Here is a 23,078-nt window from a genome sequence, read left to right on the forward strand (position 1 = left end):
CACATGGGCGAGGCTGCCATCTGGCCCTGTCCTTTTGCCCTGATATGTCAGCTTGCATCCGTCATCCTCGAGAAAGCCCGCGTGAAATCATCCAGCCTGGCCGGCGCCGTTTCCCCCATGATCCCGGTGCTCGTCTGCGCATTCGGTATCTTCCTTCTGTCCGGCATGGATGCGGCGATGAAGGTGCTGGTCATCGCGGTCGGTGTCTACAACACGGTGCTGTGGCGCAGCATGCTGGCGACATTGGTCGCGGGGGCGGGCTGGCTGGCGGGGCCGCGCTCGCTTCCGGTTGCCTCGGTGCTGAGGCTGCATGCGCTGCGCGCGGTGGTTGTCGGCATTGTCCTGCTGTCATTCTTCTGGGGGCTTGCAAGGCTGCCGCTGGCGGAGGCGGTCGGGCTTAGTTTCGTGGCGCCGCTGTTCGCGCTCCTGCTGGCCGCGCTGCTCTTGGGCGAAAGGATACAGCGCAAGGCCATCTGGGCCTCGCTCGCCGGTATTGCGGGCGTCGCAGTCATAGTGGCGGGCCAGTTCGGGCAGAAGACCTATGCCGGCGATGCGCTGCTCGGCACGGCTGCGGTGCTGGTCTCGACGGTGTTCTATGCCTACAATCTGATCCTCGCGCGGCGACAGGCGATGCTGGCCAAGCCAATCGAGATCATGCTGTTCCAGAACCTTTGTGTCGCGGTCATGCTTGGTCTTGCCGCGCCCTGGCTCGCTATCGCCTTGCCCAGCAATCTTTGGCTTCCGCTTGCCGGGGTGACGGCACTGTCGCTCGCCGGCCAGTTCCTGATGAGCTGGGCCTATGCGCGGGCCGAAGCGCAATATCTGATCCCGACCGAATATTCGGCCTTCATCTGGGCGATCGCGCTCGGCTGGTTCTTCTTCGATGAGGCGGTGACCTGGACGACGCTGGCGGGAGCCGGCCTCATCGTGGCCAGCTGCCTGATCGCGGCGCGCTCCAACCCCAGACTTGCCGAGCCGATCGAAGTCGCGGTTTGAGGGAAGCGCGCAAGTAGATCCGCGCCTATTGTAAAATTTTATTAAATATTTCGTCGGACGAATTACTGCCTGTACACCGTTCGCCGGGTTGTTGTGCTTCCAGTCCCGGAAAACGTCACTCAATGGTCGATGTAATGGTGAACTATGTGGCAAGTTCCTGGAACGGTATCGTGCATGGCAACGTTGGTCCGGATGCGGCCGCCTGGAATCGAACGATCCGAGCAGGCCAGGCATCACGAGGAGGATTTGTCCTATGAGCTTCTTCGTCAACGCCCTAGGCGTTCCGCTTCCCTACAGCGGCGCTTCCAGCCATTGGTACTCGGCGGCAGGGTCCGGACCGGACTTGTACGGCAGCTCCGGAAACGACTCATTCTACGGAGCATCCGGTGTCAACGTCACCATGCACGGAGGCACGGGCGATGACATCTATTACCTCTATGCGGCGGGCAACAAGGTGGCGGAGGCCGCTGGGGCAGGCATCGACACGATCAGCACATGGATGAGCTATAAGCTCCCCGACAACGTCGAGAATCTCGTCGTCACAAACGCCAACAACTATGCTTTCGGAAATGGGTTGGACAACATCATCACCGCCAAGGCCGGGCACCAGACTCTGGACGGCGGCGCGGGAAACGATGTGCTGATCGATGGCGGCGGCGGTTACGACACGTTCATCGTCTCGAAAGGCAACGGCAGCGACCTGATAGCGAATTTTGCCGCCACCGACACGGTCCGCCTTAATGGCTATGGGTTCATGTCGTTCGACGCCATCCATTCAAACATGATCCAGGCGGGATCGAACGTGCTGCTGAACCTCGGGTCCGGCGAGATCCTCGAGTTCAAGGACACGACCATCGACAAGCTGCAGCCCAGCCAGTTCGAATTGCCGATCGACAAATCCGGGATGCAGCTCTCCTTCAGCGACGATTTCAACACGCTGAACCTTCACAATAGCCAGGGCGGCACGTGGGATTCCAACTTCTGGTGGGGAGCACCGAATGGCAGCACCTTGAGCAGCAACAACGAACTGCAATGGTATATCGACGCCAACTACGCACCGACGAGCTCCGTCCATCCGTTCAGCGTGAACAACGGCGTGCTCACAATCACCGCGGCGCAGGCGCCGGCGGACATCAAGCCGCTGATCAACAACTACGAATACACCTCAGGCATACTGACCACCCACGATTCCTTCTCGCAGACCTATGGCTATTTCGAAATACGGGCCGACCTGCCCGAGAATGCCGGTGCCTGGCCGGCCTTCTGGCTGCTTCCGGAAGACGGTTCGTGGCCGCCGGAACTCGATGTCGTGGAGACGATCGGCCAGGCCCCGAACTCATTGGTCATGACGGCGCACTCGAATGAAACGGGGACGCATACCAAGGTCACGTCGATAGTGAGTGTCTCGAACCCCGCCGGCTTCCACACCTATGGCCTGCTCTGGACGCCGGACAAGCTCGTCTGGACCTATGACGGCGTGCAGGTCGCGGAAACGGCGACGCCGTCCGACATGAACAAGCCCATGTACATGCTGGTCGATCTCGCGGTCGGCGGCTTGGCCGGCACCCCTCCTGATCATCTGGCCACGCCGGCCGAGATGAAGATCGACTACGTCCGCGCCTATACGCTGGACAGTGCGCCGGCAAACGCCCTGAACATCACCAGCAGCAGCATCGGCACGCACAGTGTCGCAACGCACGGCAACAGCACGCTCCACGGCGGTTCCGAGTTCGGGGGCCACGCGTAGGGTCTCGGGAACATGCAGCGTCGGGGAATGTGGAAATGACTGGACCGTCTGGCCTGCGTCCGGTCTTCATGCGCGCCATCGCCGATGTCGGCGTCTTCTCGCTGTTGATCAACGTCCTGCTGTTGGTGATTCCGCTCTACCTGCTGCAGGTCTATGACCGCGTGCTGCCGTCCTCCAGCGTCGAGACGCTTGTGTATCTTTCGGCCATCGCGGTTCTCACGCTCGCTTTCCTCGGGCTTCTGGACGCGATCCGCGCCGTGTACACGCAGCGCGTTGCGGCGACCCTCGACCAGAAACTGGGCGCCAGCACATTCGCTGTTTCGCTTGGCGCGAAACATGCGGGCGGCCTGTCGCCGCTGCGCGACCTCGCCTCGGTTTGCGCCTTCATCAGGTCGCGCGGCGTGGCGGTGTTGTTCGACCTGCCTTTCGCCCCTGTCTTCCTCGCCTTGCTCTATCTCATCCATCCGGTGCTGTTCTGGGTGACGGTCGCCGGCGCGGCGCTTCTGCTTTTGCTGGTCGTGGCCAACCAGCTTGCCATCGGCAGGAACGACGCCTTGTCCGCGGAGCGTTCGGCCTTGGCCAGCCAGGCGGAACAGGCCTTTGCCCGCAATGCCGAGACGCTGCGCGCCATGGGCATGGTGGAGAACGCCGCGCAGATCTGGGGACGGCACGTGGCGGCAGCGCTCACCCTGCATGACCGTTCCTCGAGTGCCAATGCGGTCTTCAGCGGTGCCTCGCGGGCGCTGCGCATGATGCTGCAACTGGCGATCCTGGGCGCCGGCGCATGGCTGGTGCTCAAGGGACAGATGACGGCGGGCATGATCTTCGCTTCCTCGCTGGTGTCGTCGCGCGCGCTGCAGCCGCTCGACCAGTTGATCGGCGCCTGGCGGCAGATCGCCGACGCCCGGCGGGCGTGGAAGCGGCTGGAGACGGCGCTTGCGGCGCGTCCAGCTGAAGCGCGCAAACTCATCCTGCCCGATCCGGCAGGCGCGATTTCCGTGCAGGACGTTTTCTTCATGGCGCCGAATGCGCAGCCCGGCACCGAACCCATCCTCAAGCGGCTGAACTTTCAAATCGGCGCCGGCGAAGCGTTGGCCATCGTCGGCCCGAGCGGCGCCGGCAAATCGACGCTGGCGCGGCTGCTTGTGAACGCTGCGCGGCCGACCGGCGGCGCGGTCAGGATCGACGGCGCCGACCTCAGGACCTGGAACGAAAACCAGCTCGGAAAGCATGTCGGCTACCTCGCGCAGGAGATCGAGCTCTTTCCAGGATCGATCGCGCAAAACGTCGCCCGCTTCGACCCCGATGCAGATGACGCCGCGATCATCGAGGCAGCAAGGCGGGCCGAGGCGCATGAGCTGATCCTGGCGCAGCGGGACGGCTACCAGACATTGATAGGTCCTTCGGACAGAACGCTGTCGGGCGGCGAACGCCAGAGGATCGGGCTGGCACGCGCCTTCTACGGCAATCCCAGAATTCTCGTCCTGGACGAGCCCAGCACCTATCTCGACGGCACCGGCGAGGCGGCGCTCGAGGCGGTGCTCGCCGCCGCGAAGGCGGCCGGCGTCACGATGGTCGTGATCACGCATCGCCCTTCGATTGCCGCGTCGTGCGACCGTGTGATGCTTCTGCGTGGCGGCGCGATCGAAGCCTTCGGCCCAAGCAGCGAGGTGCTGCGGCATTCGCGCAAGGGCCTTCCCGCGCAGCCGAATACGGTGGTGACAGGATCATTCGCCACGACGATCCGCACGCATAACATCCGTTTTGGATCCTAGATGATGGCCGCGCAGATCCTCGCCTGGGAGGAAGGCAACCCGCGTACCAACATAAGGCGCGTCGCATTCGCCGGATACGCGGCAACGGCGCTGTTGGTGGGTTGCTTCGGCTATTGGGCTGTCAGCGCGCCCTTGTCCGGAGCGGTGATCACGCAAGGCACGATCTCGGCGACCGGCGGAAACATCCTGATCCAGCATCCCGATGGCGGCATCATCGAGGCGTTGCTGGTCCATGACGGCGATCGCGTGCAACAGGCCCAGGATCTGATCGTGCTGGATCCGACAGCCGCGCAGGCCGAGCTCAACCGGCTGACGAGACAGTCGATCGCGCTCAGGGCTGGTGCGGCACGGCTGGAGGCGGAACGCGACGGGTTGGACAGGCTCGCGCCAATCACCAAACCGGCGCCGGCACCGCTCCAGGCCGATTTCGAAGCCCTCATTCGAGAACAGCAAAAGGAATTCGACGCCAGACTCGCCCGGTTCCGATCGGAACAATCGATCCTGGCCCAACGACTGGCCATGCATCGGCAGTCCGTGGTGGGATTGCAGTCCCAGAAAGAGGCCGTTCGGCAACAAGCCGAAATCGTGAAGAAGGAACTCGGCATCAAGACAAGCCTGCTGGACAAGGGCCTCACCAATCGCACCGAATATTCGCAGCTTTTGCGCAGCGAGGCCGATCTCATCGGGCAGGCCGGGGCGCTGGAAGCCAATCTGGCGGCGGTCAACACCCAGATCGTCGAGGCCCAGGAGCAGATCGAGCGCCTGACCACGCAACGCGTGGAGGAGGCGCTGACGAAGCTGGACGAGGTTCGCTCCAACCTGGCCGACATCGAGGAACAGGTCAGGGCGGCCGAGGCGGTGCTGCGACGGACGACGATCAAGGCACCGGCCGCGGGCATCGTGGTGTCCTCGACCTACAATACCAAGGGCAGCGTGATTGCCCGCGGTGAGAAGATCATGGAGATCCTGCCTACGGCACCGGGTCTGATTGTCGATGCAAGGCTGCGGCCGAAGGACGTCGATCAGGTCCGTGTCGGCCAACCGGCGAAACTGCGATTGTCCGCCTTGAACATGCGGCTCACCCCCGAGGTTTCAGCCACCGTGGCACAGATTTCCGCGGACCGGCTCGTCGACGAGGCTACGCATGAGCCCTATTTCCGGGTCAAACTCAGGATTGCCGCCGACCTGCCGCCCGGCGTGAAGCCCGAGCAGCTTTATCCCGGAACGCCGGTCGAGGCGTTCATCAACACTGGCGACCGGACTTTCTTCGAGTATCTGGCACGGCCGATGCTCGATTCCTTCGCTCGCGCTTTCACGGAGCGGTAGCTGTCGCCGGCGGCGCAATCCACCGGGCCGACTTTCAGACAATCACCGCACCGCCTCGCGGTGGGTGCCGGACAGGCGGGTGGCGATCAGCTTGTCGATGCGGCGGCCGTCGAGGTCGACCACCTCGAAGCGCCAGCCTTGCGCGTCGACGCATTCGCCGGTCGCCGGCAGATGGTGCATGTGCGACAGCACATAGCCGGCGACGGTTTCGTAGTCGCGGTTTTCGGGCAGGTCGAAGCCCAGAATCTCGGCCATCTCGTCGGCCTGCATATAGCCGGCGAGCAGCCATGAGCCGTCCTCGCGCTTGACGGCGTTTTCCTCGTCGCCGGCATCGAGGTCCGCCCGGAACACGCCGGTGATGGCTTCGAGAATATCGGCCGGCGTGACGATGCCTTCGAAATGGCCGTATTCGTCATGCACCAGCGCCATCGGCACGTCGGATTCCTTGAGCTTGTGCAGCACGTCGAGCGCGTCGGCCTGGTCGTAGACGATGGGGGCGGCGCGCACATGCTTGCGCGGGTCGAGCGTGCGGCCGGCAAGGATCGCCGCCAGCACGTCACGGGTCTGGACGACGCCAACCATGACATCGACGCCGCCGTCACCCGCCGGCAGGCGTGAATGCTGCGTTTCCATGAGGAGCTTGCGGATCGTCGTGTCGTCGGACTGCAGGTTAATCCAGTCGACCTCGGTGCGCGGCGTCATCACCGCGCGCACGGCGCGGTCGCCGAGCCGCATGACGCCGGCGATCATGCGCCGCTCGTCGGATTCGATGGTGCCGTGATGCTCGGCCTCGGCGACCAGCATCTTGATCTCCTCGTCGGTGACCTTCTCCTCGCTTTCGCCACGCTGGCCGAGCAGCCACAATATGGCGCGGCCGGAAATGTCGAGCAGGAACACCAGCGGCGCCGAGATGGTGGCGAGGATGGTCATGGCCGGCGCCGCGCGGGCGGCAACGCGCTCGGGGTCGCGCAGCGCGATCTGCTTGGGCACCAGTTCGCCGACGATCAGCGAGAAATAGGTGATGATGGCAACGACGATGCCGACGCCGAGCGGATCGGCGACGCTTTCGCGCATGCCCGCCGAGGCCAGGAACACGGACAGCCGGTCGCCCAGCGTAGCGCCGGAGAAGGCACCGGAGAGCACACCGACCAGCGTGATGCCGATCTGCACCGAGGACAGGAACTTGCCGGGATTAGAGCCAAGATCCAGCGCCCGGCCGGCGCCGTTGACGCCACGGTCGATCATTGCCTTGAGCCGTGCCGGGCGCGATGAAACGATGGCGAGTTCGGACATTGCCAGAAGGCCGTTCACGCAGATGAGGACGACCACGATGGCGATTTCGACGTATAGCATGAGGGCTCAATAGCATTGCGGCGGGCCGCTCGAAAATAGTGAAAGCGCGTCACGCGCAAATGGATGACACGCGGCCCGCTTTCAGTCTTTGTGTTGATGCATGTCGTTGTCCCAAAACCGGAGCCACTTTTGGGCGACATGCATTGTGTTGATGCATGTCGTCATACCAAAACCGGGACCACTTTTGGGTGACATGCATTAGGTATCTTAGAATATGACGCGTGTCTTTCAGGCCTTGTCCCAAGGCGGCGCCGAAAGATGTTCGACGAGGGCGTCGACGACAACCCGCACCTTTGGCGTGAGCGCGCGCGTCACTGGCCAGACGGCGTGCACGACGACGTTTTCCACCGCACAATCCGACAGGACCATTTCGAGGTCGCCCTGCCTGAGGCTGTCGGCCGCCAGCCAGGTCGGCAGGAAAGCGATGCCGCAGCCGGCAAGGGCGGCGTCGAGCATCGGTTCGCCATGGCCGAGGACAAGCCTCGCCTTGGGGGCGAAGGTCGTCTGGCGGCCGTCGCCATGTCTGATCAGCCGGGGGCGGACGACGCCGTCGCGGCCGTAGCCGATGACGCTGTGATGGGCGAGATCCTCGACCGATCGCGGCCTGCCGTGCTCGTCGAGATAGGCGGGAGCGGCGCAGATGGCCGAACGCTGGGCATAGATGCGTCTGGCCGCCAGCGACAGGCTGTCGTCCAGTTCTCCCATGCGGATGGCAAGGTCGATGCCTTCCTCGATCAGGTCGACGCGGCGGTCGTTGAAGGAGATCTCGACCGTGAGTTCGGGGAATTTCCTGGAAATCTCGAACAGGACGGGTGCGACGCAGCGCCGACCAAAGGCGAGCGGAACATCGACACGCAGCCGGCCGGAAGGGATCTGCCGGCGGGCGGCGAGCAGCGACTGCGCCGCCTCGATCTCGGCCAGCGCCCTGATGCAGGCCTCATAGTAGCTCACGCCTTCGCTGGTCGGCCTGAGGCTGCGCGTGGTGCGGTTGAGCAGGCGAACGCCGAGCCGCTGCTCCAACTGGGCGACCGACTTGCCGATCGCCGACTTCGTCACATGCAGCCGCTCGCCGGCGCCGGTGAAGCTGCCGGCCTCCACGGCCTGGACGAATGCGATGATGCCTTGCAGGTCGGTCGTTTCCATGATGATTCCAATTGGCGAATATTGGTCCTCAATCAGTCGTCAGATATGCCGCATTGGAGCTCTATTTTCCATAGCCGAAGAGCATAAATGTCTCGCGTGGCCATCAATCACGGAGCGCGAGCAAGATGAGCACCCAAATCAACCGATCCTGGCAGATGAGCGGTTTCGGCCTGTCCAGGCTGAGCCAGGTGATGGGCAAGATGCCGCAACCCGGGCCGCACGGGCTTCTGGTGCGCACGAAAGCCGTGTCGCTGAACTACAAGGACAGGCTGATCGTGGACGGGACGCTGATCCCCGACCTTACCTTTCCCTTCGTGCCGACATCGGATGCGGTGGGCGAGATCGTCGCCATCGGCAGTGCGGTCAGCCGCTTCCAGGTCGGGCAGCGCGTGCTTGGCCAGGTCATCGCCGACTGGCCGGATGGCGACGCGCCGCCGGTACTGCACAAGCATACGCTGGGGTTCTCGCTGCCGGGCGTGCTTTCCGACCACGTCATTTTCGGCGAAGACGCCGCCGTGCTGGCGCCGCCATCGCTCAGCGATATCGAGGCGGCGACGCTGCCGATCGCCGCCTTGACCGCCTGGTTTGCGATGGCCGAGGCGACAAGGCCGGTGGCGGGCCAGACCATCCTCATCCAGGGCACTGGCGGCGTGTCGCTGTTTGCCTTGCAGTTCGCCAAGGCGTTCGGCCTGCGCGCCATCGTCACCTCGAGCAGCGACGAGAAACTCGAGCGTGCAAGAAAGCTCGGCGCCTGGCAGGTGATCAACTATCGCGCCCGGCCGGCATGGGACGAGGCGGCGCGTGAACTGACCTGTGGGTTGGGCGTGAACCATATTCTGGAAATGGTCGGCGGCGACAATGCGCGGCGATCGCTGAACGCGCTGGCCGCCAGCGGCCGGCTGTCGATCATTGGTCTCCTAGGCGCGATGGAGCTCAATTTCCCGATCGTGCCCTTCATGCGCAACCGCATTGTCGTGCAGGGTCTGTCGATCGGCCATCGCCGGTCCTTCGAGCGGATGAACCAGGCGATCGAGGCGCTCGGCATCAAGCCGGTCATCGACAAGGTCTTTGGCTTCGACGAGGTGCCGCAGGCCCTGCAGCATCTGGAAAAAGGGCCGTTCGGCAAGATCGTGATCAGCACGACCTGACCTCGGCATCCGATCATTGCTGCTGCTTCAGCACGCCGATGATTGCCTTGCCGTCGGTGAAATAGGGGTCGCCGCCGCCATTGCGGCCAGTCCTGGTGGCGCCGATGCCCGCCATGTCGCTGGTCGATGCCAGCAGACCGGCCGCCTTGAGGTCGCCGATCAGGAAGTCGCGTTCGGCGTCGATGTCGGGACCGATGTGATGGGTGATGGCACCGGTGTCGTGGCTGAGGCCGACGCCGCGATCGAAGCTGGCGGCACCCAGCCAGAGCGGACGGCCGTCGTCGCCGACCGTATCGGTTTGCCAGAAACGCACGTGATGGCGCTGGTCGGCGCTGTCGCCGACCGGCTTTTCGAAAGCGAGATCCTGGGCGCGGCCCTCGAACAGCAGGCGGCTCATCGGCGCATCGGGATAGGGGCGGGAAAACAACACACTTTCGCCGATGTCGATCGCCGTTCTCAAAGTGATCGCGTCGGCTGTATCCCAACCGGCAATGGCGAAGGCGTGGACCACCTCCCTCCCGGTGCCGACAAGGCCGACATTGATCGGGTCGCCTGGAATGCCTTGCGGCGTGTGCGTCACCATTTCGAAGCGTTGGTCGCGGAAGCCGCGCTCGCGGAACGTCCAGAATTCCGGCGCGGCAACATAGGCGAGAACGACCCAGGCGCCTAGCAAGGACGCCAGCCAGATTGTCGCGCGTCGCCGAAGGCTTCGTTGGCTCATGAAAGAGGCTCGATTCGTGCCGTATCTGTTGCCCGACGGTCCCTGGAAATCAATGGTCAGCCGGTCTATCGTCGGCCATCGTTTTTGCGCGGGGGCGAGAATGAAGGGGAAACCGGCAGGCCGCGGACCAATGGCGTTGACCGCCGACCTTGTCGCGAGGGTCGAACGCATCGAACCGGATCCCGGCCCCGAGCCTGGGACAGCCGAGCATAGCGACGCGGAGTTCGACGGCCTTGTCGAGCAACTCCTGTCGCAATACCGGCCTGAGGCGCTGTGGGTCTTTGCCTACGGCTCGCTGATCTGGAATCCTGAATTCGTTCCTGTCGAGCAGCGCCCAGCCACGGCGCCAGGATGGCACCGCTCATTCTGCCTGAAACTGACCCGCTGGCGTGGGACCCGCGAATTGCCAGCCCTGATGCTGGCTCTCGACCGCGGTGGCAGTTGCAACGGCATTGTTTACCGGCTGCCCGTGGAAGATCATTTCGGGCAACTCGGCCAGTTGATGCGCCGTGAGATCGATGCCAACCCGCCAACCAACGTGCCGCGTTGGATTAAGGTGCAGACGAGGGACGGTCCGCTACGCGCCCTGGCCTTCGTCGCCGCGCCGGATGGCAAGGCCTATGCAGGACGCCTGCCGCCGGAGCAGGTCGCGGATACGCTGGCGCGGGCTGCCGGACATTGGGGTTCGTCGGCGCAGTATCTCTTCCGGACCGTCAGCAAGCTGGAGGAAAGCGGTATCCACGACCGGAACCTCTGGCGCGTCCAGGATCTGGTGGCACGGCAAATCATCGCTTCCACCGCTGGCGCATGAGCCGCCTGATCATCTGCTACCGGCAGGCGCGATAGCCGTTCCTGCGGTTCTTGATGTCGAAATGGAAATGGTTGCGGTGGTCGTAATTGTAGCCGGGTCCCAGCACGGTGGTGAAATACTGGCAGCCATCGGCGCGTACATTGTTGAGGAAGCCGCGCGTGCGGAAGGCGAACAGGCCGGGCTTGCGCACGTCGATGTCGTCGCCATTGTTGAGTTCGATGCTCATCACGTCGAGCGCATTGCCCTTGCCGTGCTCGGACAAAACACCTTCGCCGGCGATGTTGCGGCAGGAATAGCTCGAGCCCTGGTGGATGGTCTTGACGCCGGAGAAGTAGCGCCAGCGAGCGGAGGGAACGAGTTCGTTCTTCGTCCAGGCGGCAAAGGTGGCGGCCATGTCGCATGTCAGCGTCGCCGCGGGCTTCATCTCGACACTGCCGATGGCCGTGACCTTTACGGGATAGTCAATGCCGCACTGGCCTTCATGGATCGGCGCCAGGTCGGTATAGGCGACATCGAGGCGCTTCAGCTGCTGGCGGCAATCGACTTCGCTGGCCGGTATCTGCTCGACCGGCGACATCGGCTCATCCATGCGCGGATAGGCGGCCTGGGTCATGTAGGGATTGGAGGGGACAAGTCGCTGCATGCCGGTATATTGCGGCACGGCCGCGGTTTGCGCGCCGACATCGACGGCCGGCTGCAGCGACAGCACGCTGCCGGTGTTGCAGGCCGAAACCGCCGCGAGGGTAAGGCCGGCGGCCAGCAGCGTCGCGGGTTTCGATCGGCGCGCGGTGGCGAAAAACACGGCGCGAAATTTGCCGGCCATTGGCGGAATCCTGTCCCCGAACCTGATCCCGATCAGGTTCTACCTTTTGCCTGGCCATGATCCTTTCCGAAAACCGGTTTCCACTTTCGGGATCATGGCCGGATATCCGGTATTTTAACGATCAAGGGTAAAGGAAAACTCAGCGCCCGCGTTCACGCCTGCGGCGGAAATACGGCCGCGATCCCAGAGGGCCTACTGGCAGAACGTGCCGCCATGCCTGCGCGGTTCGAGATCGAGGTGGAAGTGCAGCGCGTGGTCGGCGTCGGCGCCCGGTCCGAGCACGGTCTTGAACGGACCGCAGGCGGCCTTGCGCACGGCGTTGAGGAATGTGGCATCCTTCTCCGGCGGCGTTGGGCCGACCTCGACCTTCCTGCCGTCGGACAAGGTGAAGCTGGCGATGTCGAGCGCATTGCCGAAGGCGTGCTCGGACAGTTTCCCGGTGCCGTGGCGCGGCCGGCAGACGAAGGCCGATGCCTGGCCGATCGATTTGAGGTCGGCGCCGAATTCGGCTTTCGCCGCCGGCTGGATGATTTCGGCGGCAAAGCGCGCCGCCGCTTCGGCCATCGGGCAGTTGAGCTCGGTGCCGGGGGCGATGGCGATCGACTTGCCAAGGCTCTTCAGGACCAGGGGGTAGGGGATGGAGCAGCCGATTTCGGGATTGCTTTCCGCATTGTGCTCCTCGAATTCGACGCCGAGCGCCTTCAGCCGCTCGCGGCAGGCGACTTCCTCGGCGGGCATCTTTTCGCCAGGCCGGTCGGCCGAGCGCGGGTCGGGAAGCATTTTCTCATCGCCGGCATCCGCCGGTTTTGGCGGCGGCTGCGGGGCCATGGCAGGAGGCCCAACCTCTGGTCCCGTAGTGTCGGGTCTTTGTGTCGGGATCGGCACCTCGGCTGGCGGCTCCGGCTCGCTCTCCGTTTCGGTTGACGGCGTTCGGGACGAAGGTTCGGGGGCTGACGGCCCGGGATGTGCCTGCTTTGCCTGACGAGACTTTTCCTCATTGAGCTGGTTGGAGGCGTCCGGGGCCTTTGGACCTTCCGTCTTTTGCTCTTGCGCCGGTGCGGCGTCGGCCTTTGGAGCGTCCGCGGGACGCGGCTCCGGCACTGGAACCTCGGCGGGCGAGGTCTGCTGCTCCGGCGTTTCCTGTGGCGCCTGCTTGCCTCGCGCTCTCACGCGGTGCTTGACCCTCGGCCTTCGCGGCTGGTCCAGACGCTGCGTCGACGACTGATCCATCCGAGGGGATAGTGGCTGGTAATGCCTGTGACGATGTCTGGCGTCGGCCGGTGTCGCCAGCAGGACCGCAGCCGCCAGAAGCAGCGCCAAGGTGCAAAGTCGGGAAAAGCTCAGCGTTGCCATCGCTCCGAAACGGCGCCGGCATGCTGGAAGTTGCCTCGACGAACGCTTTGCGCCGATCACAATCGGTTACCGCGGCGTTACGCGCCGATCGCTTCGAGGCCTTCCTCCAGCCAGTCGGCGAGCAGCGGCATGCCAAGCAGGTACTTGGCCGTGCGCTTGTTGGCGCGTTCGCGCGCCGCCGTCACGGCGTCCACCCATTCCGAGGCGTCGTAGTCGCCGCGGCCGACCCAGGCGAGCGCGACCAGTTCGGCGGCTTCATCGACATTGAGGTCGTTGATCAGTTCGCGCAGTTCCTCTTCGGTCAGGTTTTCCGAACTTTCCTCGACAAGGCCGTCATGGTGATGATTGTCGTGCGTGTCGCCGTCGAACTCGATCTCGTGTTCGGCACCGTCGGCATAGTCCTCGTTGACAGCGGCACTCAACGCCTTGGCCTTGAGGATGAACAGGCGCACGGTATCGGGGCCGATCGTAAGATCCCAGTCCTTTTCAAGCCGCCGCTGCACGGGCCGTCTCCGTCAGTCGTTTGCCCGGATGATAGCGGATTTCCGGCCTCCGTCACCTGATGTTCTCAACGTGATTTTTCCGGGATGAAACGCGGGACGCTTGGCGTTAGTGTTGCATTCTCACCCCTCAAGGAGGCTTCGATGCACAAAAGAATGCTGATCCAGGCCGCGACTGCCCTTGTCGCGCTGCAGTTCTTCGCTGTCCCGGTATTCGCCGCGGGCAGTAGTGGTGGCAGCGACCAGACTGTCACCCAGTGCAAGAAGGGAGAGGTCTGGGACAAGAAGAAGAAAAAGTGTGTCGCTCCTCAGGAAGGCATGCTGGACGACGACAGCATCTATGATGCAGGCCATGCGCTGGCGATGGCCGGGCGCTATGACGAGGCGATCTCGGTGCTTACCCTCGCCGCCAACAAGCAGGATCCGCGCATCCTCAACTATCTCGGCTATTCGCACCGCCATTCCGGCCGTGTCACGGTCGGTCTCGGCTATTACGAGGAAGCGCTGCGCATCGACCCGAATTACACGCTGGTACGCGAATATCTCGGCGAGGCGCATCTGCAGATCGGCGATCTCGCCGGCGCCCAGCAGCAGCTGATGGAAATCGAGAAGCGCACCGGCAAGGGCTCGCGCGAATACGGCATGCTGTCCGAGCAGATCGAGCATTTCATGCGGAGCTGATCAGGCTCCCCAGGCTTATCAAAGGGGCCGCGAGCGATCGCGGCCGTTTTTTGTTGCCGCCCGCCTCACCAGCCGCCGCCTCTGGTGAAAGCGGGGATGATTTTTGCAAAACCGATTTTTGGGCGTGAAAAACCCGCGAAGGTTGCTATATTGGGGGAAATTGCGGTGAAACGGTTCCGTTAGCCCGAGGCTGCCGGACCGTTTTCTTTTTGTACCCAACGACAAGGCTTCCCCCGAAACGCGGGGGTGGCGGCAGGAAAGGTCAGGCATCATGAACAAGGTCCCGATGACAGGCGAGGGGTTCGCGTCATTGAAGGAAGAACTGCGTTGGCGCCAGCAGGAAGAGCGGCCGCGCATCATCGAGGCGATCTCCGAGGCGCGCTCGCATGGCGACCTGTCCGAAAATGCCGAATACCACGCCGCCAAGGAGGCGCAGAGCCTGAATGAGGGCCGCGTCAACGAGCTCGAGGACCTGATCGCGCGCGCCGAGGTGATCGACGTCACCAAGCTCAGCGGCGACAAGGTCAAGTTCGGCGCCACCGTCGTGCTGGTCGACGAGGACACCGAGGAAAAGAAGACTTATCAGATCGTCGGCGACCAGGAAGCGGACGTGAAGTCCGGCCGCATCTCGATCTCCTCGCCGATCGCGCGCGCATTGATCGGCAAGGAAGTTGGCGACGCCATCGAGGTCAATGCGCCCGGCGGTGCCAGGGGGTATGAGATCGTCCAGGTGCAGTTTATTTAGGGCCTCTTGATAGTTCTATTTTTAAAAGGCCCTAAGCCGGCGCCTGCAATTTGAGATTAAGCAGCGTGCCGGCTTCCGCCACCACCTCCGCCGGCGTCAGACGTCCACCAGGCGCGGCCAGCAGTGTCGACGCAAATTGCCCACGCGGACCCGTCAAACCCGGCTCCGTCGCCAAAAACACAGCAACCGTCGGCAGGCCGAAGGCGCTGGCGAGGTGGGTCAGGCCGGTGTCGGCGCCGATGACCAGCGTGGAGCGGCCGAGGATGGCGGCGATGTCGGCCAGCGGCGATTTTGGCACCACGACCGTGGACGGCACGACCCTGGCGATGGCTTCGGCCACGGACTTCTCACGTTCGTTCGACCAGGTGGTGACCGGCATCATGCCGCGCTCGACCAGCAGGCGGGCGGTCCCGATCCAGTCCTCGACAGGCCATTTCTTGTCCTCGCGGCTGGTGCCGTGCAACAGGAAGGCGGTTTTTCCGGTGATGCCGGCGAGAGCGCCGGGTGGGGGCACGATGCCTGAAGCGAGCGTCGACAGATCGGGCTGATAGCCAAGCGCCAGCCCGAACAGCCGCCGCGTCCGCTCGATGGCGTGCAGGTTGCGCGGCACGCCGTAAGTGACGTCGTAGAACAGCGTCGCCGAGGGTTCGCGTGCGCTCGACCGGTCGAAGCCGGCGATCGGTGCGCGCGCCTGCCGCGCCACCAGGGCCGATTTCAGCAGGCCCTGTGCGTCGATTACCAGATCGTAGCGGCATTCGCGCAAGGTTCGGCGCAGCGCGGCCGCCTCGCGCCAGGTGCTGTCCCTGAAAAGCGCCTTGCGCCAGCGCCGGATGGCCACCGTATGGATCCTGCCAACCGCCGGGTGCAGGGCGACAATGCCGGCAAACGCCTCCTCGACGCACCAGTCGAAGGAAACGTCGGGCCGGTGCAGGCTGGCATCCTCGACGGCCGGAAAGGTGTGGATGACATCGCCCATCGACGATGTCTTGACGATCAGGACCTTCATGCCGCGGCCGGGAATTCCAGCAGCCGCTCCGCCGCCGCCGCTACCTGGCCGACTTCCATTGTCTTCAGGCAGTTGAGATGGCCGAGCGGGCAGATCTTCTGGTGGCAGGGCGAGCAGGAGAGGTGCAGCCAGACCAACTCGCGCCGTTCCGCCAGCGGCGGCGTGTTTTCGGGCGAGGTCGAGCCGTAGACGGCAACGATCGGCGTGCCGACGCTTGCCGCGACATGCATCAGCCCGCTGTCGTTGGACACAGCCAGCCTTGCCGCCGCGATCATGTCGATGGCGTCCTCCAGCCGCGTCTGGCCGGCGAGGTCGATGACGCCGGGGGCAAGGCCCGCGATCTCGGCGGTGACGTCGCGGTCGTTCTTCGAACCGAACAGGGCGACCTTCAATCCCTTGTCCACGAACTCGCGGGCAAGGCCGGCATAGCTTTCGCTCGGCCAGCGCTTGGCCGGGCCGAATTCGGCGCCAGGCATCAGGGCGACGAATTTCTGCCGCGCCAGCCCGAAACGGTCGAGCAGGGCGGCTTGGTTGCCGGCGTCCACGGTCAGATGGGGCGCGCGAAAACTGCCGCCCCTGGCGAGACTGAAATAGGTCTGCGCGGTGCGCCGTTTCACGGCGTCCGGCAGCGGCACGATGTCGGTCAAAAGGCCGTAGCGCATTTCGCGCAGATGGCCGACACGGCGCGGAATGCGGGCAAAGAAGGGGATCAGAGCCGATTTCCAGCTGCCCGGCAGGACATAGGCCATGTCGTAGCGGCCGCGCAGCAGGCGGCCGAAGCGGCGGCGATGGGTAAATTCGAGCGCGCCGGGTTTCAGCGGAAAGTCGATCTGCTGGCGGATCTCGGGCATGCGCTTGACCAGCGGTGCCGCCCAGGCCGGCGCCAGCACATCGATCGCGGCATTGGGATGGAGCTCCTTCAGCGCCGAGAACAGGCACTGCGCCATCACCATGTCGCCCACCCAGCGTGGGCCGATCACGAGGATCGTTGGGCTTTCAGCCATTCGACATAATCTCTGACACCGGTTTCCACTGTCCGGAACTGGCCGTTGTAACCGGCCGCGCGCAAACGGGACATATCAGCTTGCGTGAAGCTCTGGTAGCTGCCCTTGAGGTGGTCGGGGAAGGGGATGAACTCGATCTCGCCCTTGCCCAGCGTATCGATGACGGTTTCGGCGATGGCGCGGAACGGCTGGGCACGGCCGGTGCCGCAGTTGAAGATGCCGCTCGAGCCGCGCTTCCACAGCCATAGATTGACGTCGGCGACATCGCCGACATGGATGAAGTCGCGGCTCTGTTGGCCGGGGCCGAAGCCGTCATAGGCGCCGAACAGTTTCGGATTCTCGCCGCGCTCGACCTGGTTGAACAGATGGAAGGCGACCGAGGCCATGGCGCCCTTGTGCGCCTCGCGCGGACCATAGACGTTGAAGTAGCGCAGGCCCGAGACCTGCGAATGGTCGGTGTCGAAGACGGTGCGCCTGACATAGTCGTCGAACAGCTTTTTCGAATAGGCATAGACGTTGAGCGGCCGCTCGAGCGCCGGCTCCTCGCGAAACTCGGAACCGCCACCGTAGACGGAAGCCGAGGAGGCGTAGAGGAAGGGCACGCGCAGGACCTGGCAGGCATGCAGCAGCCGCTTCGAATAAGCAAAATTCACCTCCATCATGAACTTGCCGTTCCACTCGGTGGTGGTCGAGCAGGCACCCTGGTGGAACACGGCCTCGACACGACCGAGCGACCCGGCCTCGATGCGCGGCAGGAATTCATCCTTGTCGAGATAGTCGGCTATTTTCAAATCGGCGAGATTGGCGATCTTGTGGCCGTCGGTGAGATCGTCGACGACGAGAATGTCGTCATGGCCTTCGGCATTGAGCGCGGCGACGATGTTGGAGCCGATCATGCCGGCGCCGCCCGTGACGATGATCATGAAGGCCTCTGGTTGCTTGCGATTCCGGTCCTTATAAGGGAGGCCGTTGAGGCTGTCGATAAAGCAGGCCGGACTGACAGCAGCAAGGACAGACGAATGACAAGGGATTCTGCCGGAACGACGCCAACCGATAGGCAAGGCACTGCGGTGTTTGTCGGGTCCTACGTAAAGGTTTCGTCTCTGCCTAACGAAAACCTCGGAAAGCCGATCGAAGAGGTGCGCCAGTCATCTATCGGACGCATTTGCCGAATTGCCGAGCCCTACGAAGGGACGTCCACGAATGGCATTCAAATTAGCACCGGCGAATTTCGAGTCCATTACACGGCGCTTTCTCCCGACGGTATCCAGGGCATCTCTTTCTACGTGGCTCCGGGGGATATAGAGGTCGTTGCAGCTACGGAAGAAATGCTGCTCCTCTATAGCGAGGACATCTGGCAACTTATCCGGCCATTCGGCGAAAGGCAGGATACGCCAACTTTCGAACGGCTCGTGGCAGTGTTCGGGTTTTCCAATTTGGGGGATTCCTGAGGCCCAAGCTGGCACAAAGAATAGAAAACTAAGCGTCTAATGGGCGTGGTCCTCCACGCTTTGCCTAAAGGAGCAAAAAATGCCGTCGACCGAAATGCTCATTGCGTTCTTCGCCACCACGGCGATCTTCGCCTATATCCCCGGTCCGGCCATGCTTTATGCGGCGGCGCAGACGATGGCGCGCGGGCGCTGGTCGGGACTGACGGCGGCACTTGGCATCCATCTCGGCGGCTATGTGCATGTCTTTGCCGCCGCCGCCGGCCTGTCGGTGCTGTTCCATGCCGTGCCGCCGATCTACATGGCGGTCAAGCTGATCGGCGCGCTCTACCTGATCTGGCTCGGCGTCTCGCTATTTCGCAAACGCGTTGAGGGCGACGTGGCGCTGCCCGCCATCGAGCGGAAATCGGCCCGCCGCGCCTTTTTCGAGAGCATCACCGTCGAGGTGCTCAATCCGAAAACCGCGATCTTCTTCATGGCGTTCCTGCCGCAGTTCATCGATGCCTCGGCGGCCCTCCCGGTGTGGCTGCAATTCGTGGTGCTGGGCACCATCGTCAACCTGATGTTCTCCTCGGCAGACATCGTCTGCGTGTTCCTGGCCGGTCTCGTCATCGGCCGGCTGCGGCGATCGAGCCGGGCGCAGCGGCTGATGCAGCGGGCCGGCGGGGCCGTGCTGGTCGGGCTCGGCGTCCACGTTGCCCTGCAGAAGAGCTGACGCGGCGCCGCCGTTGCGCCGGTTCGAATTGCGGTATATCGGCAGGCATGAACGACCGCCAGCCGACACCCCATATGTTTCAGCGACTGTTTTTCCCCGCGCGTTGCCAGTGATATGATCAAGCACAATCCGCCTTCCCCCGAACCCTTGCACCGCGCCATTGCCCGCTTTGGCGGCGTCACCGTGCTGGTGGTCGGCGACCTTATCCTCGATCGCTTCGTCAACGGCGTCATCGAGCGGATTTCGCCGGAAGCGCCGATCCCCGTGCTGCATGGGCGCGGCGAGACCTCGGCCATGGGCGGCGCCGGCAATGTCGTGGCCAACATCGTCTCGCTTGGCGCGCGGGCCATTCCGGTTTCGGTGATCGGCACGGACACCGCCGGCGACAGCCTGGTGCGGATGCTCGGCGAGCTTGGCGCCGAGACAGCGGGGCTTTGGCAGCAGCGCGGCCGCATGACGTCGTCGAAGAGCCGCTTCAGCGCGCTCAACCAGCAGGTGCTGCGCTTCGACGAGGAAGAGATCAAGCCGCTGGACGCGACTGAGCGGGCAGGGCTGATCCGGCATTTCCGCGCGGCACTGGCGGGGGCCGACATCGTCATCCTGTCCGATTACGGCAAGGGCATCCTGCTCGACGGCGTCGCCGCCGAACTCATCGCCATCTGCCGCGAGGCGGGCAAGCCGGTGCTGGTCGATCCGAAGGGCCGCGACTATGCGCGCTATGCCGGCGCGACCGCCATCACCCCCAACCGCAAGGAGCTTGGCGAGGCCGTCGGCCACGCCGTGTTCGCCGATGACGAGATCGTGGCTGCCGCACGCGAACTGATTTCGGCGCATGGTTTCGACTTCGTCGTCGCCACGCGCAGTGAAAAGGGCATGAGCGTCGTCGGCCCGGTCGAGGCGCGCCATATCGCCACCCAGGCGCGCGAAGTGTTCGATGTCTCTGGCGCCGGCGACACGGTGATCGCGACGTTCGCGCTGGCGCTCGCATCGGGAGCCGATCCCGTCGCGGCGGCCTCGATCGCCAATGCCGCCGGCGGCGTCGTGGTCGGAAAACGCGGCACCGCGCGGCTGACGGTCGAGGAGCTGACCGGGGCGCTGTTTCGCTCGCACGGACCGACCGCCCACAAGGATGCCATTCTCGATGCCGCATCGGCCGCGCGCATGGTGGCGGCCTGGAAGGAAGAGGGCCTGAGCGTCGGCTTCACCAATGGCTGCTTCGATATTCTGCATGCCGGCCATGTCAGCCTGCTGCACGCGGCGCGCAGCCAGTGCGACCGGCTGGTGCTCGGCCTCAACAGCGATGCTTCGGTGCGGCGGCTGAAAGGGGCGGGCCGTCCTGTCAACGACCAGCACGACCGCGCCTGCGTGCTCGCGGCCCTTGCCTCGGTCGATGCCGTCATTGTCTTCGAGGAAGATACGCCGCTGGCGCTGATCGAGGCGCTGCTGCCCGACATCCTGGTCAAGGGCGCGGACTATACCATCGACACCGTGGTCGGCGCCGAGGTGGTGCAGAAGGCCGGCGGGCGCGTCGTGCTGGTCGATCTCGTCGCCGGCAAGAGCACCACCGGCACCATCGGCAAATTGCGCGCCGGCTCTACAAGCTGAGGTTTTGATGTCTGAACTGAACGACTATCTGGTCCGCTCGGCGGCCGCGATCACGGCGATGGTCAAGCGTGACCTGACCGGCGAGATGGAACGGGCGGCGAGCGCCGTGGTGACGGCACTTTCATCGGGCAAGGCCTTGCTGATCGCCGGCAATGGCGGTTCGGCGAGCGACGCCATCCACATAGCCGGCGAATTGGTCGGCCGCTTCCTGAAGGAGCGCAAGGCCTACAATGTCATCGCGCTGCCGGCCAATGCGGCGGTGCTGACGGCCTGGGGCAATGATTACGGCTTCGACACGGTGTTCTCGCGCCAGGTCGAGGCGCATGGCACGGTCGGAGGCGTGCTTCTGGCGATCTCGACCAGTGGCAATTCGCCGAGCATCCTGGCCGCCGCCGAACAGGCGCGGATGATGGACATGACGGTGATCGGCCTGACCGGCGACACCGGCGGCAAACTCAAGCCGCTGTGCGATATCCTGCTCAACGTGCCCTCGACCTCGACGCCGATCATCCAGCAGGGGCATCTGTGCCTCTACCATCACCTCTGCGAAGTGGTCGAAGCGCGTCTTAGCAATGGCTGACAGGACGGCGCCGCCACATCCGCTGACCGAGCCGGGCGTGTGGGTCGAGCGCATCGGAAACCGGATTTTCCCGCCGCACCTGCCGGCGCTGTTCCTCGACCGCGACGGCACCATCAACGTCGATACCGATTATCCCAGCGACCCGGCCGAGATAGAGCTCAGGCCGCAGATGCTGCCGGCGATCGCAGCCGCCAACCGGGCGGGAATCCCGGTTGTGGTGGTCACCAACCAGTCCGGCATCGCGCGCGGCTATTTCGGCTGGAGCGCCTTTGCGGCGGTGAACGGCCGCGTGCTCGAGCTGTTGGGCGAGGAGGGCGTGTTCGTCGACATGGTGATTGCCTGCGCCTACCACGAGGCCGGCGTCGGACCACTCGCCATCCCCGATCATCCGATGCGCAAGCCCAATCCAGGCATGCTGGTCGATGTGGGCAAACGCCTTGCTCTCGATCTCCAGCGCTCGCTGATCGTCGGCGACAAGCTTGCCGACATGCAGGCGGGAAAGCGCGCCGGTCTGGCACTGGGCTGGCTGGTCGACGGCGAGGCTGCGGTCCAGCCCGGCTTCGCCATTCGGCCCCTGCGGGGCAGCAGCGACCTTGGTGAGTTGCTCGCCGCCGTTGAAGCGCTCGGCCGGGACAACCGTTCCTGATCCCGGCCTGACGGCTCACGCAGGATCGTTGCGTTCCGAGGCTTCGTAGAGCTTTGCCTCGGTGGCGAAGGAATAGATCATCACCGACATCGAGTAGACGAAGCCGTGCCGGCCGCACAGGAAATAGCGCTTGGCCAGGTAGAATTTCAGGAAGTTGCCGAGCGGCGACAGCACCAGCCGCACAAGGCCGGGCTTCTTGCCCTTCTCGACCAGCGTGACGGCCTTGAGGCTGGAATAGGCGTTGGCCCGGGCGAGACCTTCCTCGATCGATATTTCACGGCGATGCAGCAGGACGCCCTCTTCGATCGTGCCGGTCTCGCCCGGCACGTGGAAGGCTTCGTGCACCCGCGCGGTGAGATCGATGGTGGCGCCCTCCCGACGGAAAAGCCGCATCAGCCTGTTGTGCAGCACCCAGCGATGCGCATAGCCATAGCCCTTCAGCCAATCGCGGCGACGGATGTACCAGCCGCGGATCTTGCCATCGGCGGCCTGCGTGATGGCCACGATCGACTGCCGCAACTGGTCGTCGACGCGCTCGTCCGGGTCGATCGAAAGGCACCAGGGCTGGGTCGCGTGGTCGAGCGAGAATTGCCGCTGACGGGGAAAACCCGGCCAGTCATTGTGCAGCAGCGTTATCGGGTAGCCCTTGGCGATATAGCTTTTGACGCATTCGATGGTGCCATCAGTAGAACCGGAATCGACGATGATGATCTCGGAGCAGAAGTCTATGCTTTCCAGGCACGGGCCGATCATGTCGGCCTCGTTCACGCAGATGATAAGCGCCGAGACCGGGCTTGCAAATCGAGTCATGGTCCCCCTCCCATGGCGGGCCGCCCCCAGAGCAACGCTGCTTTCGCCATCTGTACCCAAGCAAATCCGCACGGAAAACCGTTACACACTTTTCCTGGAATCGCTTGAGAAACCAATTAGCGGTCAGCCAAGCGACGAAGTC

General features: G+C 64.0%; 23 protein-coding genes. 13 read left to right on the plus strand and 10 right to left on the minus strand.

The genetic code is table 11. From position 1 onward, the window contains the following. Positions 1-117: 117 nt before the first annotated feature. The 4 genes from CK228_RS21160 (at position 118) to CK228_RS21175 (ending at position 5,844) form a co-directional block, all read left to right on the plus strand. Positions 118-996 carry a DMT family transporter gene (locus tag CK228_RS21160; RefSeq protein WP_095789207.1) on the plus strand — a complete coding sequence of 293 codons (879 nt, stop codon included), beginning with the start codon at positions 118-120 and terminating at the stop codon, positions 994-996. A gap of 253 nt (positions 997-1,249) precedes the next feature. Continuing rightward, positions 1,250-2,743 carry a family 16 glycosylhydrolase gene (locus CK228_RS21165; protein WP_095789098.1) on the plus strand — a complete coding sequence of 498 codons (1,494 nt, stop codon included), beginning with the start codon at positions 1,250-1,252 and terminating at the stop codon, positions 2,741-2,743. Between the two features lie 35 nt (positions 2,744-2,778). Further along, a complete protein-coding gene (locus CK228_RS21170) occupies positions 2,779-4,518 on the plus strand; it encodes a type I secretion system permease/ATPase (RefSeq protein ID WP_095789099.1) in 1,740 nt (579 codons plus the stop codon). 3 nt (positions 4,519-4,521) lie between these two features. After that, positions 4,522-5,844 (plus strand): HlyD family type I secretion periplasmic adaptor subunit, encoded by a 1,323-nt coding sequence (locus tag CK228_RS21175; protein ID WP_095789208.1) that lies wholly within the window; start codon positions 4,522-4,524, stop codon positions 5,842-5,844. Positions 5,845-5,886: 42 nt separating this feature from the next. On the opposite strand, the gene CK228_RS21180 is transcribed toward CK228_RS21175, so the two are convergent. Both CK228_RS21180 and CK228_RS21185 read right to left on the minus strand, forming a co-directional pair. Then, positions 5,887-7,197, minus strand: coding sequence for a hemolysin family protein (locus CK228_RS21180; RefSeq protein ID WP_095789100.1), 1,311 nt, complete (start codon positions 7,195-7,197; stop codon positions 5,887-5,889). 228 nt (positions 7,198-7,425) lie between these two features. Further along, on the minus strand, positions 7,426-8,340 hold the full coding sequence (locus CK228_RS21185) for a LysR family transcriptional regulator (protein ID WP_095789101.1): 915 nt from the start codon (positions 8,338-8,340) through the stop codon (positions 7,426-7,428). Between the two features lie 125 nt (positions 8,341-8,465). Here CK228_RS21185 and CK228_RS21190 point away from each other — a divergent pair, with 125 nt between their 5' ends. Next, positions 8,466-9,488, plus strand: a complete 1,023-nt coding sequence (locus tag CK228_RS21190; protein WP_095773585.1) for an NAD(P)-dependent alcohol dehydrogenase — start codon at positions 8,466-8,468, stop codon at positions 9,486-9,488. Positions 9,489-9,501: 13 nt separating this feature from the next. On the opposite strand, the gene CK228_RS21195 is transcribed toward CK228_RS21190, so the two are convergent. Further along, positions 9,502-10,209, minus strand: a complete 708-nt coding sequence (locus tag CK228_RS21195; protein WP_095789102.1) for an LssY C-terminal domain-containing protein — start codon at positions 10,207-10,209, stop codon at positions 9,502-9,504. Positions 10,210-10,309: 100 nt separating this feature from the next. Here CK228_RS21195 and CK228_RS21200 point away from each other — a divergent pair, with 100 nt between their 5' ends. Next, positions 10,310-11,020 carry a gamma-glutamylcyclotransferase gene (locus tag CK228_RS21200; protein WP_095789103.1) on the plus strand — a complete coding sequence of 237 codons (711 nt, stop codon included), beginning with the start codon at positions 10,310-10,312 and terminating at the stop codon, positions 11,018-11,020. Between the two features lie 16 nt (positions 11,021-11,036). On the opposite strand, the gene CK228_RS21205 is transcribed toward CK228_RS21200, so the two are convergent. The 3 genes from CK228_RS21205 to CK228_RS21215 all read right to left on the minus strand — a co-directional run bounded on the left by CK228_RS21205 (position 11,037) and on the right by CK228_RS21215 (position 13,699). Beyond that, positions 11,037-11,843 (minus strand): extensin family protein, encoded by an 807-nt coding sequence (locus tag CK228_RS21205; protein ID WP_095789104.1) that lies wholly within the window; start codon positions 11,841-11,843, stop codon positions 11,037-11,039. A 192-nt stretch (positions 11,844-12,035) separates the two neighbouring features. Then, positions 12,036-12,671, minus strand: a complete 636-nt coding sequence (locus CK228_RS35820; RefSeq protein WP_245438082.1) for an extensin family protein — start codon at positions 12,669-12,671, stop codon at positions 12,036-12,038. Positions 12,672-13,273: 602 nt separating this feature from the next. Continuing rightward, entirely contained in the window at positions 13,274-13,699 is a 426-nt protein-coding gene (locus CK228_RS21215; RefSeq protein WP_095773590.1) for a DUF3775 domain-containing protein, read from the minus strand. 141 nt (positions 13,700-13,840) lie between these two features. Here CK228_RS21215 and CK228_RS21220 point away from each other — a divergent pair, with 141 nt between their 5' ends. Together CK228_RS21220 and greA are read left to right on the plus strand one after the other, a co-directional pair. Continuing rightward, entirely contained in the window at positions 13,841-14,377 is a 537-nt protein-coding gene (locus CK228_RS21220; RefSeq protein ID WP_095789106.1) for a tetratricopeptide repeat protein, read from the plus strand. 271 nt (positions 14,378-14,648) lie between these two features. After that, complete coding sequence (gene greA / locus CK228_RS21225) at positions 14,649-15,122, plus strand: transcription elongation factor GreA (protein WP_008877613.1); 474 nt, start codon at positions 14,649-14,651, stop codon at positions 15,120-15,122. Positions 15,123-15,153: 31 nt separating this feature from the next. On the opposite strand, the gene waaC is transcribed toward greA, so the two are convergent. Genes waaC through rfaD form a run of 3 tightly spaced genes read right to left on the minus strand, consistent with a single transcriptional unit; the run spans position 15,154 to position 18,055 of the window. Next, positions 15,154-16,128, minus strand: coding sequence for a lipopolysaccharide heptosyltransferase I (gene waaC / locus CK228_RS21230; protein WP_095789107.1), 975 nt, complete (start codon positions 16,126-16,128; stop codon positions 15,154-15,156). Continuing rightward, the gene (gene waaF, locus CK228_RS21235; RefSeq protein WP_095789108.1) at positions 16,125-17,132 is read right to left on the minus strand and encodes a lipopolysaccharide heptosyltransferase II; all 1,008 of its coding nucleotides are present in this window, start codon (positions 17,130-17,132) and stop codon (positions 16,125-16,127) included. Before waaF ends, waaC begins: the two co-directional genes overlap by 4 nt. Beyond that, on the minus strand, positions 17,105-18,055 hold the full coding sequence (rfaD, locus tag CK228_RS21240) for an ADP-glyceromanno-heptose 6-epimerase (RefSeq protein WP_095789109.1): 951 nt from the start codon (positions 18,053-18,055) through the stop codon (positions 17,105-17,107). The genes waaF and rfaD overlap by 28 nt, the downstream gene beginning before the upstream one ends. 96 nt (positions 18,056-18,151) lie before the next feature. Here rfaD and CK228_RS21245 point away from each other — a divergent pair, with 96 nt between their 5' ends. The 5 genes from CK228_RS21245 to gmhB all read left to right on the plus strand — a co-directional run bounded on the left by CK228_RS21245 (position 18,152) and on the right by gmhB (position 22,126). Next, the gene (locus CK228_RS21245) at positions 18,152-18,583 is read left to right on the plus strand and encodes a hypothetical protein (protein WP_143750610.1); all 432 of its coding nucleotides are present in this window, start codon (positions 18,152-18,154) and stop codon (positions 18,581-18,583) included. Positions 18,584-18,662: 79 nt separating this feature from the next. Next, complete coding sequence (locus CK228_RS21250; RefSeq protein ID WP_095789111.1) at positions 18,663-19,295, plus strand: LysE family translocator; 633 nt, start codon at positions 18,663-18,665, stop codon at positions 19,293-19,295. A gap of 114 nt (positions 19,296-19,409) precedes the next feature. Beyond that, positions 19,410-20,900, plus strand: coding sequence for a D-glycero-beta-D-manno-heptose-7-phosphate kinase (gene rfaE1, locus CK228_RS21255; protein WP_095789112.1), 1,491 nt, complete (start codon positions 19,410-19,412; stop codon positions 20,898-20,900). 7 nt (positions 20,901-20,907) lie between these two features. Then, positions 20,908-21,480 carry an SIS domain-containing protein gene (locus CK228_RS21260; RefSeq protein ID WP_095773597.1) on the plus strand — a complete coding sequence of 191 codons (573 nt, stop codon included), beginning with the start codon at positions 20,908-20,910 and terminating at the stop codon, positions 21,478-21,480. Continuing rightward, positions 21,473-22,126, plus strand: coding sequence for a D-glycero-beta-D-manno-heptose 1,7-bisphosphate 7-phosphatase (gene gmhB, locus CK228_RS21265; protein ID WP_095789113.1), 654 nt, complete (start codon positions 21,473-21,475; stop codon positions 22,124-22,126). Before CK228_RS21260 ends, gmhB begins: the two co-directional genes overlap by 8 nt. Positions 22,127-22,141: 15 nt before the next feature. Here gmhB and CK228_RS21270 read toward each other — a convergent pair whose 3' ends face one another. Further along, entirely contained in the window at positions 22,142-22,936 is a 795-nt protein-coding gene (locus CK228_RS21270; RefSeq protein ID WP_095773599.1) for a glycosyltransferase family 2 protein, read from the minus strand. Between the last annotated feature and the right edge of the window lie 142 nt (positions 22,937-23,078).

It is taken from the genome of Mesorhizobium sp. WSM4312 (assembly GCF_002294875.1).
In the GTDB taxonomy this organism is placed as follows: Bacteria; Pseudomonadota; Alphaproteobacteria; order Rhizobiales; family Rhizobiaceae; genus Mesorhizobium.